12 protein-coding genes are annotated in these 12,413 nt (G+C 59.1%); 4 read left to right on the top strand and 8 right to left on the bottom strand.

From position 1 onward, the window contains the following. Window positions 1-33: 33 nt before the first annotated feature. The 6 genes from AC2AXP_RS13495 to fdnG all read right to left on the bottom strand — a co-directional run bounded on the left by AC2AXP_RS13495 (window position 34) and on the right by fdnG (window position 6,974). Window positions 34-639, bottom strand: a complete 606-nt coding sequence (locus tag AC2AXP_RS13495; RefSeq protein WP_484381751.1) for a glutathione S-transferase — start codon at window positions 637-639, stop codon at window positions 34-36. A gap of 35 nt (window positions 640-674) precedes the next feature. Continuing rightward, the gene (locus AC2AXP_RS13500; protein WP_004957093.1) at window positions 675-1,325 is read right to left on the bottom strand and encodes a DcrB-related protein; all 651 of its coding nucleotides are present in this window, start codon (window positions 1,323-1,325) and stop codon (window positions 675-677) included. A 128-nt stretch (window positions 1,326-1,453) separates the two neighbouring features. Further along, a complete protein-coding gene (fdhE, locus tag AC2AXP_RS13505) occupies window positions 1,454-2,383 on the bottom strand; it encodes a formate dehydrogenase accessory protein FdhE (RefSeq protein ID WP_004957092.1) in 930 nt (309 codons plus the stop codon). Continuing rightward, complete coding sequence (gene fdoI, locus AC2AXP_RS13510; RefSeq protein WP_004957089.1) at window positions 2,383-3,018, bottom strand: formate dehydrogenase cytochrome b556 subunit; 636 nt, start codon at window positions 3,016-3,018, stop codon at window positions 2,383-2,385. Before fdoI ends, fdhE begins: the two co-directional genes overlap by 1 nt. Beyond that, on the bottom strand, window positions 3,015-3,914 hold the full coding sequence (gene fdxH, locus AC2AXP_RS13515) for a formate dehydrogenase subunit beta (protein ID WP_004957087.1): 900 nt from the start codon (window positions 3,912-3,914) through the stop codon (window positions 3,015-3,017). The genes fdoI and fdxH overlap by 4 nt, the downstream gene beginning before the upstream one ends. A 12-nt stretch (window positions 3,915-3,926) precedes the next feature. Then, window positions 3,927-6,974: a formate dehydrogenase-N subunit alpha gene (gene fdnG / locus AC2AXP_RS13520; protein WP_088499819.1), complete on the bottom strand. Its 3,048-nt coding sequence runs from the start codon at window positions 6,972-6,974 to the stop codon at window positions 3,927-3,929. Window positions 6,975-7,142: 168 nt separating this feature from the next. On the opposite strand from fdnG, the gene fdhD reads away from it, so the two are divergent. The 4 genes from fdhD (at window position 7,143) to AC2AXP_RS13540 (ending at window position 10,408) form a co-directional block, all read left to right on the top strand. Then, the gene (gene fdhD / locus AC2AXP_RS13525; RefSeq protein ID WP_371902074.1) at window positions 7,143-7,961 is read left to right on the top strand and encodes a formate dehydrogenase accessory sulfurtransferase FdhD; all 819 of its coding nucleotides are present in this window, start codon (window positions 7,143-7,145) and stop codon (window positions 7,959-7,961) included. A gap of 127 nt (window positions 7,962-8,088) precedes the next feature. Continuing rightward, a complete protein-coding gene (sodA, locus tag AC2AXP_RS13530) occupies window positions 8,089-8,709 on the top strand; it encodes a superoxide dismutase [Mn] (RefSeq protein WP_039991494.1) in 621 nt (206 codons plus the stop codon). Between the two features lie 232 nt (window positions 8,710-8,941). Next, complete coding sequence (gene yiiM, locus AC2AXP_RS13535) at window positions 8,942-9,613, top strand: 6-hydroxyaminopurine reductase (RefSeq protein WP_198773562.1); 672 nt, start codon at window positions 8,942-8,944, stop codon at window positions 9,611-9,613. 21 nt (window positions 9,614-9,634) lie between these two features. After that, complete coding sequence (locus AC2AXP_RS13540; RefSeq protein WP_484381752.1) at window positions 9,635-10,408, top strand: class I SAM-dependent methyltransferase; 774 nt, start codon at window positions 9,635-9,637, stop codon at window positions 10,406-10,408. Between the two features lie 55 nt (window positions 10,409-10,463). Here the strand turns inward: AC2AXP_RS13540 and AC2AXP_RS13545 are convergent, their stop codons facing one another. Both AC2AXP_RS13545 and AC2AXP_RS13550 read right to left on the bottom strand, forming a co-directional pair. Then, complete coding sequence (locus AC2AXP_RS13545) at window positions 10,464-10,826, bottom strand: YibL family ribosome-associated protein (RefSeq protein WP_039991492.1); 363 nt, start codon at window positions 10,824-10,826, stop codon at window positions 10,464-10,466. 73 nt (window positions 10,827-10,899) lie between these two features. Further along, window positions 10,900-12,366, bottom strand: coding sequence for an aminotransferase-like domain-containing protein (locus AC2AXP_RS13550; protein WP_004957072.1), 1,467 nt, complete (start codon window positions 12,364-12,366; stop codon window positions 10,900-10,902). Window positions 12,367-12,413: the final 47 nt, after the last annotated feature.

The raw sequence follows: 12,413 nt of genomic DNA on the forward strand, positions 1-12,413 counted from the left end.
GGCGCAACAATCACGCCCCTGTGCCATGGGGAGTCAGGGTGGCAGCGTCCGCGCGAAGCTCTCACGGGCAAACAGCCGTTCGGCGAGCTTAATCAGCGTCGGGCGCCCTACGCACCAGTTTGGCAGGATACGGCGGAAGTTCAGGTAACCCAGCGCACAACCGGTAGCAATATCGGCCAGCGTCAGCCGTTCGCCATTCAGCAGCGTTTTTTGCTGCGCCAGCGCCTCAAGCTCGTCCAGGCCCTGCTGGAGTTTTTCGCGCTGTCGCAACATCCAGCTTTCATCCTGTTTTTCCGGCGCGCGTCGGCTTTCACGAAACAGCGTTGCTGCCGCCTCCGTCACACCGTCCGCCAAGGCTTCAATCTGGCGAATACGCAGCGCGCCAGCGCGATCGGCCGGCAAAAAAGCCGGGGCGTCGGGCAACAGTTCCAGATATTCGGCAATCACCCGCGAGTCGTAGAACGCCTCGCCGTCATCAGTCACCAGCACCGGCACCTTGCCGAGCGGATTAAACTCCGCCACCCGGTTGCCGGCCTCGTACGGTGGGTCGTTGACGAATTCGAACACCATGCCCTTTTCCAGCAGCATGACGGAGATTTTGCGTACAAAAGGGCTGGTGTAACTGCCAATAAGCTTCATCAGTCTTCCCCCTCGGTTGGCAAACCACTGGGTTGTTATTTCACCGCCAGCGTGTCGATAATCCGCTGCACCAGCGCCTGATGCACCTCCGGCGTTTTAGCCGGGGATAGCATTTGCAAGGTAACCACGCGTTTATTGAACACCGTCAGCATGATGGTGGAAACCACTTTTTGCCCGTTAACGCTCTGTTCGGTATCCAGACGGTGAAACTTCTGTTTGCCGATCACCAGGTTTTCTTCTTTGGTTCGCTTGATGTTCTGATAGCGATCGGACAGCTCGGTCATCATGCTCTGCATCAGCTCGTTGAGCATTTTATCGCTGTTATTCAGCTTCATACCGTCCGGTGGGATCACTTCGGACGATACCGTACGCTGGCGCGATTTGCTGTCCAGGAACAGCTGAATATGGGATTTGCTGTCGTTGATAATGCCGCTGTATTTGGTTTGATCGCTAAAGCCCGGCGGCAGTTCAAAGGTGATGTTGCCTTTTTGCATCGACACGCTCAGGCCCTTTGGCAGCGCGGGTTTCGGCTGTTCTGGCTTGGCTGCTGGCGGCGCCGTTTGCGCAGCGGTGGGTTTGGGGTCGGGTTTTGGCACCGTCGGCTGTTTGGTGTCAGGGTTGTCACACCCCCCCAGGCCGGCAACCAGTGCGGCCACCGTGGCAAATTTCGCTATCGTCTTCAGCATCGTCCCTTTCCTTTCGCGTTGCGCGTCATTGCGTAAACGTAGCAAGTCACTTCGCCGAATGCCAGACACGCACGCTGAAATTGGCCTGCTGGTCGGTTGAAGGCGCGGCACACCACGCCTTCAACCCCCTATTCGCCCGGGAACAGGAACGGGTTGATGCTGCTGCGCGCAAAACCTTCGTCTTCCATTTTTGCGTCCAGGATCAACGTGGCCAGATCGTCGGCTACCGCTTCCACCTTCGGATCCTTTTCCTGATACAGCAGCTTCAGATAGGTGCCGCAGTCGCCACAGCTTTCCGCCTTCACCGCCGCCTGCTCGCTGTCCAGCGACCAGTAATTGAGATCGCGGCTCTGCTCGCAGTTGCTGCACTTCACGCGCACCACATGCCATTCGCTTTCGCACAGGTTGCAGTGCAGATAGCGCAGGCCGTTGACGGTACCGATGTGCACCATGCTGGATACCGGAATGCTGCCGCACACCGGGCAAAACTGCCGGTGTTCGCCATATTCGGCGCGCGCCTTGCCGGGGATCAGGCTGGCCATTTGCGCCCAGTACAGCGACAGCGCGGCCCAGATAAACGGCGCGTTCTCACTGCCGACCTGTGCAAACTCACGGTTGAGCAACGCGCCGGCCATCAGCTCCAGTTCGTGGGACGAGGCTTTTTCCAGCTTGTCCAACACCACCGCGACGTGATCGGGCGCCTGCGGGCGCAGTTCGGCCATCAGCGCCGTCAGCAGTTTCTGCCAATGTTCACTGCGTGGATAAACGCCGACGTCGAGCGGCGGTTTACCACTGGCGGCACTTTGGCTCAGGGCATCGGACAGATCCAGCGTCAGCGGGTTGTCATACAGCGCATGCTGCTGTGCCTCGGCAATGGTTGCAGCAAAGTTGAGGTAATCGCCCAGCGGGTGATCGACCGCCAACTGGCGCAGGCGCTCAGCGCGACGGCTGTACAGGCTCTTCAGATTGGCGAAAAGCAACGGCGGAATTGCTTCCGCCGCCGTCGTCTTCTCACGCTGTGCCCCTAACTGCTCTTTAGGAACGATGCGGATACTCATCAGGGTTTATCTTCCTGTTGTTTTTCGCGGACCTCTCGGTACCAGCGTGGATGATGTTTCTTGGCCCAGGCGGCCGGCACCCAGCCTTCAACCATCGCGGTAATGGTGCCTTTTACCCACAATGCGGCATAAATGTGCACCATAATCACGATGATCAGCCCCACCGCCGCCAGCGAATGCACCAGCAGCGCAATGCGGATCAGCGGGATGGGGAACGCCGGGGCGAAGTACGGCCGCCAGATAACGATACCGCTGGCCAGTAACAGCACCAGACTGACGATCGCCGCCCAGAATACGCATTTCTGACCGAAATTATAACGTCCGGTGTCACCCACTTCCTCATTCAGGGCGATTTTGTGGATGTTTTTGGCCCAGACGATGTCTTCCCGGTTGATCAGATTATGCTTCCAGTAGCGCAGGAACATCAGCAGAAACGCCGCGAACATCACCACGCCGGCAAACGGGTGCAGGATGCGCGCCAGCTGCGGCGTACCGAAGATGTTCATCAGCCAGTTGAAGGACGGGAAAAAGAACCCCAGCCCGCTGATGGCAGCCAGAATAAAGCAGAACGCCACGATCCAGTGGTTAATCCGCTCCGGCGCACTGTAACGCTGAATTGGCTTTTCCTTCCTCATTTGCGCGTCTCCTCATCATGCAGCTCGTCGTTGTCTTCCTCTTCGACGCGGTTTGGCCCCACGCCGACGTAGTGGAAGATACTGGCTGCGAAGGTGGCCGCGAAACCGATGGCCGCCAGCGGCTTCCATACCCCTTTCCAGAACGTCACCGCCGGGCTGATGGTCGGATTGTCCGGCAAACCGTGGTACAGCTGCGGTTTGTCGGCGTGATGCAGCACGTACATCACGTGGGTGCCGCCCACGCCCGCCGGATCGTACAGACCGGCGTTTTGGTAACCACGAGTTTGCAGTTCGCTCACGCGCCCTGCGGCGACTTCCTTCATCGCGTCCTTGGTGCCGAAGTGAATCGCCCCGGTCGGGCAGGTCTTCACGCAGGCCGGTTCCTGGCCGACATCAACGCGGTCGACGCACAGGGTGCACTTGTACACCCGATTGTCTTGCTCGTTCATGCGCGGTACATCGAACGGACAGCCGGCGATGCAGTAACCGCAGCCGATGCAGTGCTCCGACTGGAAGTCGACGATGCCGTTGGCGTACTGGATGATCGCCCCTTCCGACGGACAGGCCTTCAGGCAGCCCGGATCGGCGCAGTGCATGCAGCCGTCCTTGCGGATCAGCCACTCCAGCTTGCCATTCTCCTCCACTTCGGAGAAACGCATCACCGTCCACGACTTGGCGGTCAGATCGGCGGGGTTGTCGTACACCCCGACGTTGTGGCCGATTTCATCGCGGATGTCGTTCCATTCGGAACAGGCCACCTGACAGGCCTTGCAGCCGATACAGGTGGTGACGTCGATCAGCTTCGCCACTTCTTCCTGGTGGTCGCGCGCGCGCGGTGCCGGTGTGAAGCCGTTGGTAGCGGATTTACGAATAATGTCTTGAGATTGCATGGCCATAACTCGTCTCCGTTACACCTTTTCCACATTGACCAGGAACGCCTTGAACTCCGGCGTTTGCGTGTTGGCGTCGCCGACGAACGGCGTCAGGGTATTGGCGATAAAGCCTTTTTTCGTCAGACCTTCGTAACCCCAGTGGATCGGGATACCGATGGTGTCCACCTCCTGACCGTTGACCTGCAGCGTACGAATGCGCTTGGTCACCACCGCCTTGGCCTTGATAAAGCCACGGTTGGAACTGACTTTTACCGTGTCGCCGTGCTTGATGCCTTTTTTCTCCGCCAGTTTCTCACCGATTTCAACAAACTGTTCCGGCTGCGCGATGGCGTTGAGCTGCGCGTGCTTGGTCCAGTAGTGGAAATGCTCGGTCAGACGATAGGTGGTGCCGACGTACGGGAACTTGTCGAAGGTGCCCATCGCCGCCAGATCGTCCTTGAACACGCGCGCCGCCGGGTTGGACACCACGTTCGGGTGCAACGGGTTGGTGCCGAGCGGCGTTTCAAACGGCTCGTAGTGTTCCGGGAACGGCCCTTCCGCCATCTTGTCGGTGGCAAACAGGCGCCCCATGCCTTCCGGCTGCATGATGAACGGCCCGACGTCGCTGTCCGGCGCGGCGGTGCTGTAGTCTGGAATATCCGCGCCGGTCCACTTGGCGCCGTCCCATTCCAGCAGCTGGCGCTTGGCGTCCCATGGCTTGCCGGACGGATCCGCCGACGCACGGTTATACAGGATGCGGCGGTTGAGCGGCCATGCCCAGGCCCAGCCCAGCGTGTTGCCCAGGCCGGATGGATCGGCGTTGTCGCGACGTGCCATCTGGTTACCGGCCGGCGTCCAGCTGCCGGCGAAGATCCAGCAGCCGCTGGCGGTGGTGCCGTCGTCGCGCAATTGCGCAAACGAACTGAGCTGTTCGCCTTTTTTCACCAGCACTTTGCCGTCGGCGTCCAGCAGATCGGCCAGCGCCTTGCCGTTGCTTTCCATCGCCACCTCTTCCGAGGCCGGGTTGTCCGGGGTCAGATAATCCCAGCTCATGTTCAACACCGGTTCCGGCACCGCGCCGCCGTCGCGCGCATACATCTCGCGCAGACGGGTGAAGATGCCCGCCAGGATTTCCCCGTCGTTCATCGCTTCGCCCGGGGCATCGGCGCCTTTCCAGTGCCATTGCAGCCAGCGGCCGGAGTTGACGATCGAGCCGTTTTCCTCCGCAAAACAGGTAGACGGCAGGCGGAACACTTCGGTCTGAATCTTCGCCGGATCGACGTCGTTGAATTCGCCGTGGTTCTGCCAGAAGTTGGAGGTTTCGGTATTCAACGGATCGATGGTCACCAGGAACTTCAGCTTGGAGAGCGAGGCGATCACCTTGTTTTTGTTCGGGAACGACGCCACCGGGTTAAAGCCCTGGCAGAAGTAGCCGTTTACCTGGCCCTGCGACATCATTTCGAAGTATTGCAGTACGTCGTAGCCCTTGTCCCACTTCGGCAACCAGTCAAAGCCCCAGGCGTTGTCCTTCTGCGCCTTGTCGCCGTAGAAGCTCTTCATCAGGCTGACAAAGAATTTCGGGTAGTTGCTCCAGTAGTTCACCTGCCCAGGCAGCAGCGCCTTCGGCGTGTTGGCGGCCAGGTAGCTGTCCAGATCGGTCTGTTTGTCGGACGGCAGCGACATGTAGCCGGTCAGGCTCTGCGACAGCAGACCGAGATCGGTCAGTCCCTGAATGTTGGAGTGGCCGCGCAGGGCATTGACCCCGCCGCCCGCCATACCCATGTTGCCGAGCAACAGCTGGATCATCGCCATGGTACGGATGTTCTGTGCGCCGACCGAGTGCTGTGTCCAGCCAAGGGCGTACAGGAACGAGGCGGTTTTGTCATTCACGCTGGTTTCGGCGATGTATTCGCACACCTGGAGGAAATCCGCCTTCGGCGTGCCACAGATGTTTTCCACCACCTCTGGCGTATAGCGGCTGACGTGCTGTTTCAGCAGATTCCACACGCAGCGCGGATCCTGCAGCGTGACGTCACGCTTGGCATAGCCGTTTTCGTCGAGCTGATAGTTCCAGCTGGTTTTGTCGTACCGGCGGTTTTCCGCGTCGTAACCGCTGAACAGGCCGTCTTCAAAGCTGAAGTCGTCACGCACCAGCAGGCTGGCGTTGGTGTAGGCCTCAACGTATTGGCGGTTGATTTTTTCGTTGGTCATCAGGTACAGCAGTACGCCCGACAGGAAGGCAATGTCGGTGCCGGAACGGATTGGCGTATAGAAATCCGCCACTGATGCCGTACGGGTAAAGCGCGGATCGATGACGATCAGCTTGGCTTTATTATGAATTTTGGCTTCCATCGCCCAGCGGAAACCCACCGGATGCGCTTCGGCCGCGTTACCGCCCATGACGATAACCAGATTCGCGTTCTTGATATCAACCCAGTGGTTGGTCATCGCACCGCGACCAAATGTTGGAGCAAGACTTGCTACCGTTGGTCCGTGTCAGACACGCGCCTGGTTGTCTACGGCAAGCATGCCGAGAGCGCGACTAAATTTTTGCGTTAAATAACCGGTTTCGTTGCTCGATGCCGATGCGCACAGCATACCGGTGCTCAACCAGCGGTTGACGGTCACGCCCTGCTCGTTTTTGGCGATGAAGTTGGCGTCACGGTCTTCCTTCATCAGTTTGGCGATGCGGGTGAACGCGTCATCCCAACTGATGCGCTGCCATTTGTCGGAACCTGGCGCACGGTATTCGGGGTATTCAAGTCGGCTTTCGCTGTGGATGAAATCCACCAGACCTGCGCCTTTCGGGCAAAGCGCGCCGCGGTTGACCGGATGATCCGGATCCCCTTCGATATGGAAAATGCTTTGTTTGGCGTTTTTGGCGCCATCGCCAAGGCTGTACATCAACAGCCCGCAGCCGACGGAACAATACGTACAGGTATTACGGGTTTCACGGGCGCGCAACAGTTTGTACTGCCGCGTTTCCGCCAGCGCCAGTTCCGGGGTAAACCCCAAAGCGGCTACCGTCGTTCCTGCCATACCGCCAGCGCAGATCTTAAAGAACTGCCTTCTGCTGACCTGCATGGGGATCTCCTTTCTCTATCGCGATTGTCACATTGTTTCGAATGCGCTTTCCCCGCCGAAGCGTGAAGCGCTAAAATAACCGTTGTTATATTTATAACGATACAACCGCCACATATTACCATACGGTAACTGTGGTTGTTACAAACAGGTGCCAGTAAAGTGAACAATATAGACCCAGAGCAGCAAACAAATGCGATCGCGCTCACAGGTGTGAGCCGCACTGCGGTATTTCAACGCGGTCAGTTGGCTACTGCCCAACAGGACTGGCTGGCAGAAGAAGTGCCGGTGGCTCTGGTCTATAACGGTATTTCGCACGTAGTGATGATGTGTTCTCCCAAGGATCTCGAGGCGTTCGCCCTGGGATTCTCGCTGTCGGAAGGCATCATCGCGTCACCGCGCGACATTTACAGTATAGAGATTAATCAGGTGTGTAACGGACTGGAAGTGGATATCGCGCTTTCCAGTCGCCGTTTCGCCGAGCTCAAGCAGCGCCGTCGTGCGTTGGCCGGCCGCACCGGCTGCGGCGTGTGCGGTATCGAACAGTTGGCGGACATCTATCGCCCCATCCCGCCGCTGCCGTTCAGTCAGCGCTTCTCGCTGGCCAATCTTGACCGCGCGCTGGCACAGTTACGCCAGGTGCAACAGGTCGGTCAACTGACCGGCTGTACCCACGCCGCCAGTTGGATCACGCCGCAGGGCGAGATGCTGGGCGGCTGTGAAGACATTGGCCGCCACGTAGCGCTCGACAAACTGCTCGGCGTGCGTGCCGGGCAGGGCTGGCAGCACGGCGCGGTACTGGCCTCCAGCCGCGCCAGTTACGAAATGGTACAAAAAACCGCCATGTGCGGCGTGGAAATCTTATTCGTTGTTTCTGCTGCCACTTCTTTGGCGGTAGAGATCGCCGAACGCAGCAATCTAACGCTGGTCGGATTCAGCCGCACCGGCCGCGCCACGGTGTTTAGCCATCCGCAGCGTATCGTTGATTAAAACAAAACCACACAAATCATCAGGCATTGATAATCATTTTCAATATCATTTAATTAACTATAATGATCCGACTGCTTACGCGGTGCTTACAACCTTGCGCCGCCCAACAACACTGGAGACGATGATCATGAGTTATTCACTGCCATCACTGCCGTACGCTTACGACGCACTGGAACCGCACTTTGACAAGCAGACGATGGAAATCCATCACACCAAACACCATCAGACCTACGTCAACAACGCCAACACCGTGCTGGAAGCATACCCTGAGCTGGCTTCGCTGAGCGTTGAAGAGCTGATCCAGGATCTGGACAAAGTGCCAGCCGACAAGCGCACTTTCATGCGTAACAACGCAGGCGGCCACGCTAACCATAGCCTGTTCTGGAAAGGCCTGAAAACCGGCACCACCCTGTCTGGCGATCTGAAGGCGGCCATCGAGCGCGACTTCGGCAGCGTTGAGAAATTCCAGGAAGAGTTCGAAAAAGCCGCTGCAACCCGTTTCGGTTCCGGTTGGGCCTGGCTGGTGCTGAAAGGCGACAAACTGGCGGTTGTTTCCACCGCTAACCAGGACAGCCCGCTGATGGGCGAAGCGGTTGCCGGCGCATCCGGTTTCCCTATCGTCGGTCTGGACGTGTGGGAACACGCTTACTACCTGAAGTATCAGAACAAACGTCCTGATTACATCAAGGCATTCTGGAACGTGGTTAACTGGGACGAAGCAGCAGCACGCTTCGCGGCGAAGAAGTAATTCGCGCCACGCCCTGTCGATGCCCGCTTAACGCGGGCATTTTTTTGCCTGGCGTTCGCCAGAATACCCCCCGCATGCTGCCCAGCTCAGGGCGATTAAATTTGCGCGGCGAGCGTAAAAGGCGCGCATAAAAACCGCCAGTCAGGCTATGCTGTTTTCCTGACAACTTTACCCCACCGCCAGCGCATTTCAGCCCCAGCGCCGGACGCCGGGTAAGCGAAACGGAGGCGCTATGCATCACCCTGAAGTTTATATCGGCCAGATCCAACCCTATGACGGCGGACGCCCCAGCGCGATCGCCAAACGCCAGGTGGACGGCGCCGTCAAGCTGACGCCGCTCGGCCTGGAAGGCGATCAACAGGCAGAAAAAAGCTTTCACGGCGGCCCGGATCGCGCGCTGTGCCACTACCCGCGCGAACATTACGCCCACTGGCGCGAACAGTTCCCGGCGCAGGCCGATCTGTTCAGCGCGCCGGCGTTCGGCGAAAACCTGTCCACCGCAGGCCTGACCGAACACCAGGTGTTTATGGGCGATATCTTCCGCTGGGGCGAGGCATTGATTCAGGTGACCCAGCCGCGCTCGCCGTGCTTCAAACTCAACTATCATTTCGCTATTGACGATCTGTCGGTGCTGATGCAGCACAGTGGCCGCTGCGGCTGGCTATACCGGGTTATTTCCCCCGGGCTGGTCAGCAGCGATCGTCCGCTGGAGCTGGTGACGCGCAACAGCGAGGTGTCGGTGGCCGAGGCCATTGGCATCGCCTGGCACATGCCGTTTGACGAAGAACAGTATCGCCGTTTACTGTCGGTCGCCGGGCTGTCCGCCAGCTGGAGCAAAACCCTGCTGCTGCGTATCAGCGAAGGCAAGATCGAAGACTTTGACCGCCGCCTGCTGGGCCGCTGAATCATCATGGCAGGCGAAGATATGACACAATCCATTCACCACGCCGCAGCCACCGGTTACCAGAGTAACGCTGACCACTACGTCAAGGGGCGGCCGGGCTACCCGACGGAGATCGCCGACTGGCTGCGTAACGACATCGGCCTGCAGGCCGGTAAAACGGTAATCGATCTGGGTGCCGGTACCGGTAAATTCACGCCACGCCTGCTGGATAGCGGGGCAGAGGTGATTGCCGTCGAGCCGATCGCACCGATGCTCGACAGGCTCGCCGCGGCGCTGCCGCAGGTAAAAACGCTGGCGGCCACCGCCGATGCCCTGCCGCTAGCGGATGAATCCGTCGATGCGGTGGTCTGCGCCCAGTCGTTCCACTGGTTCGCGACGCCACAGGCGCTGGCTGAAATCCAGCGCATCCTCAAACCCGGCGGCAAGCTCGGCCTGGTGTGGAATTCGCGCGATGCGCGCGTCAGTTGGGTGCGCAAATTGAATCAGATCGTCGACCGCTACCAGGGCGATGCACCGCGCTTTTATACCGGTGAATGGCGCCGGCTGTTCCCCGGCAAAGGGTTCGCGCCGCTGCATGAACAAGCCTTTATGTTTGGCCACCACGGTGCGGTCGAGGACGTGCTGTATAATCGCGTTCGCTCAACCAGCTTTATCGCCGCGTTGCCGCAGGCACAGCAAGAGCAGGTGATCGAACAGGTTCGCCAACTGGTGGCGCAGCAAGAGGAATTGCACGGGCAGGAGAAGATCACCGTACCGTATCAAACCAAGGCGTTTGTTACTCACAAGCTCGGTTAACGGCGGTGACGGCATTCGGCAGCGGGGGGAGCAACTCTCCCCGCTGCATAGGGTATCAGAAGGCTTTTTTCGCGTAGCCGGTGACCACTTTCAAACCCATTTCACGGCCCAGCGCGGTCATCGGGTGCACCACCACCAGACCGCGTGCGCTTTTCTTCAGCGCGCCCATATCGGCCTGCTCTTTCTTGGTGATTTCACGGCTGAACGGCAACTGCTGCAGCTTCTGCGCTTCGTTGCTCAGCTTCTCGACGCGCACGTTCTTCAGACGCTCGATTTCCGCCGCCAGTTTGTCTTTTTCTTTTTGATGTTGCGCAATCAGATCCGGATTGCCCTGTTGGATCACATTAGCGTCTTTATGGTTCAGTGCGTCCAGCAGGTCGCTAAGGCGCTTGATCTCTGCCTTTTCTTTCTCTTTCATGGTCTCTGCCTGGGGTGCCGCAATCGGCACGTTAAAAAGGAATTTGCTGCATTGTAGCAAAATGCGCGCACAGTTACTCGCCTGCTGCGATCCCCGGCGGCAGACCGCTCATCTCGCAGGCCTTGGCGCCAACCCGCGCCAGCGCATGGCTGTAGCGCGCATTGAACGGATAACAGCAAGAAAGCCGCAGTCCGTTACGGTAACGCCCGCTCGGTGAATACAGCGTGCCCGGCGTCAGGCAGATTTGCTCTTTCAGCAACTGGTGAAACAGCCGTTCGCTGTCCACCCCCGGCGGGAATTCCACCCAGAAGACAAATCCGCCGGCTGGCTGGGTTGCCAGCGTGCCGCGCGGAAAGTGGCGGGCAATCAGCGCGCGCGCCTCATCCAGCTGCGCGGCGTAGCGTTTGCGCAAATTGCGCAGATGATGATCGTAGCCGCCATTTTCCAGGAACGTCGCCAGCGTTTCGCACAGCAATTGCGATTCGGCCATCGACGACACCGCCTTCAGCTTGCGCAACGCGTCGGTAAACCGCCCACCGGCTACCCAACCGACGCGAAAATCCGGCGCCAGCGTTTTGGTGAAGCTGGAGCAGAACAGCACCCAGCCGTCGCGGTCGAACGATTTAACCGACGGTGACTGGGTGGCGCCGAATTGCAGCTCAGCGTATAACCCGTCTTCAATCAACGGCACCTGATGATCGTTCATCAGGCGCGCCAAGCGTTTTTTGGCCGCCAGCGGCAGCGTGCATCCCAACGGATTCTGCACCGTCGGCATGGCGATCACCGCATTCAACCGCCGTTCGTTCAGCAGCAGTTCCAACGCGTCCAGCGATAGGCCATGTTGCGGATCGGTGGGAATTTCAATCGCCTTCAGCCCCAGACTGGCCAGCAACGGCAGCAGGTAGAAATAGGTGGGCGATTCCAGTCCAACGCAATCTCCCGGTTGCGTGGTCACCCGCAGCGCCAGCTGCAAGGCCTCCATGCAGCCATGCGTCAGCGTGATATCGGCCGGATCGAGCAACATGCCGAGCGTTAGCGCTCGCCGGGCGATTTGCTGGCGCAGCCGTGGGCTGCCGGGCGGCAAGGCGTATTTGCCGATCAGATCCGGCTGACGGCGTAATTGCGACGCCAACATGCGGCTCAGCTTGCCGCCAGGATAAAAATCCGCGGTCTGTGGGCAGGCGAGCGAAATGTTGGTAAATGCCGGGTTCTGCTGTGCGGCAAATACCGTATCGATCAGCGCCAGCACGTTATCGGCCGGTGCCTCAATACGCGTACCGGGAGCCGAAGGCGTTTTTGGCGCCGGCAGTATGCTGCGCACGTAAAACCCGGACTGCGGCCGCGCCTCGACCAGCCCACGATCTTCCAGCGTGCGATAGGCCGCCACCACCGTATTGATGCTGACGCGGTGTGACTGCGCGCAGCGCCGTACCGAAGGCAGTCGGCTGCCGGGCATCAGCACGCCGCGGCGGATGGCTTCCGCCAGCGTATCCGCCAGTTGCAGGTAGCGAACTTCCGGGCTTTCATCGAGCAGGGTCACAGTTTCTCTCCGAACCAGGGGTACAGTTGGCAATAAACATGATTGTA

The organism is Serratia sp. Sp408 (assembly GCF_057180665.1).

Excerpts from the sequence above, each read along its gene's own strand:
- yiiM (WP_198773562.1), top strand. The coding sequence starts at position 8,942 with ATGCATCACCCTGAAGTTTATATCGGCCAGATCCAACCCTATGACGGC.
- fdhE (WP_004957092.1), bottom strand. The coding sequence starts at position 2,383 with ATGAGTATCCGCATCGTTCCTAAAGAGCAGTTAGGGGCACAGCGTGAG.
- AC2AXP_RS13500 (WP_004957093.1), bottom strand. The coding sequence starts at position 1,325 with ATGCTGAAGACGATAGCGAAATTTGCCACGGTGGCCGCACTGGTTGCC.
- fdxH (WP_004957087.1), bottom strand. The coding sequence starts at position 3,914 with ATGGCCATGCAATCTCAAGACATTATTCGTAAATCCGCTACCAACGGC.
- AC2AXP_RS13545 (WP_039991492.1), bottom strand. The coding sequence starts at position 10,826 with ATGAAAGAGAAAGAAAAGGCAGAGATCAAGCGCCTTAGCGACCTGCTG.
- AC2AXP_RS13540 (WP_484381752.1), top strand. The coding sequence starts at position 9,635 with ATGACACAATCCATTCACCACGCCGCAGCCACCGGTTACCAGAGTAAC.
- sodA (WP_039991494.1), top strand. The coding sequence starts at position 8,089 with ATGAGTTATTCACTGCCATCACTGCCGTACGCTTACGACGCACTGGAA.
- fdoI (WP_004957089.1), bottom strand. The coding sequence starts at position 3,018 with ATGAGGAAGGAAAAGCCAATTCAGCGTTACAGTGCGCCGGAGCGGATT.
- AC2AXP_RS13495 (WP_484381751.1), bottom strand. The coding sequence starts at position 639 with ATGAAGCTTATTGGCAGTTACACCAGCCCTTTTGTACGCAAAATCTCC.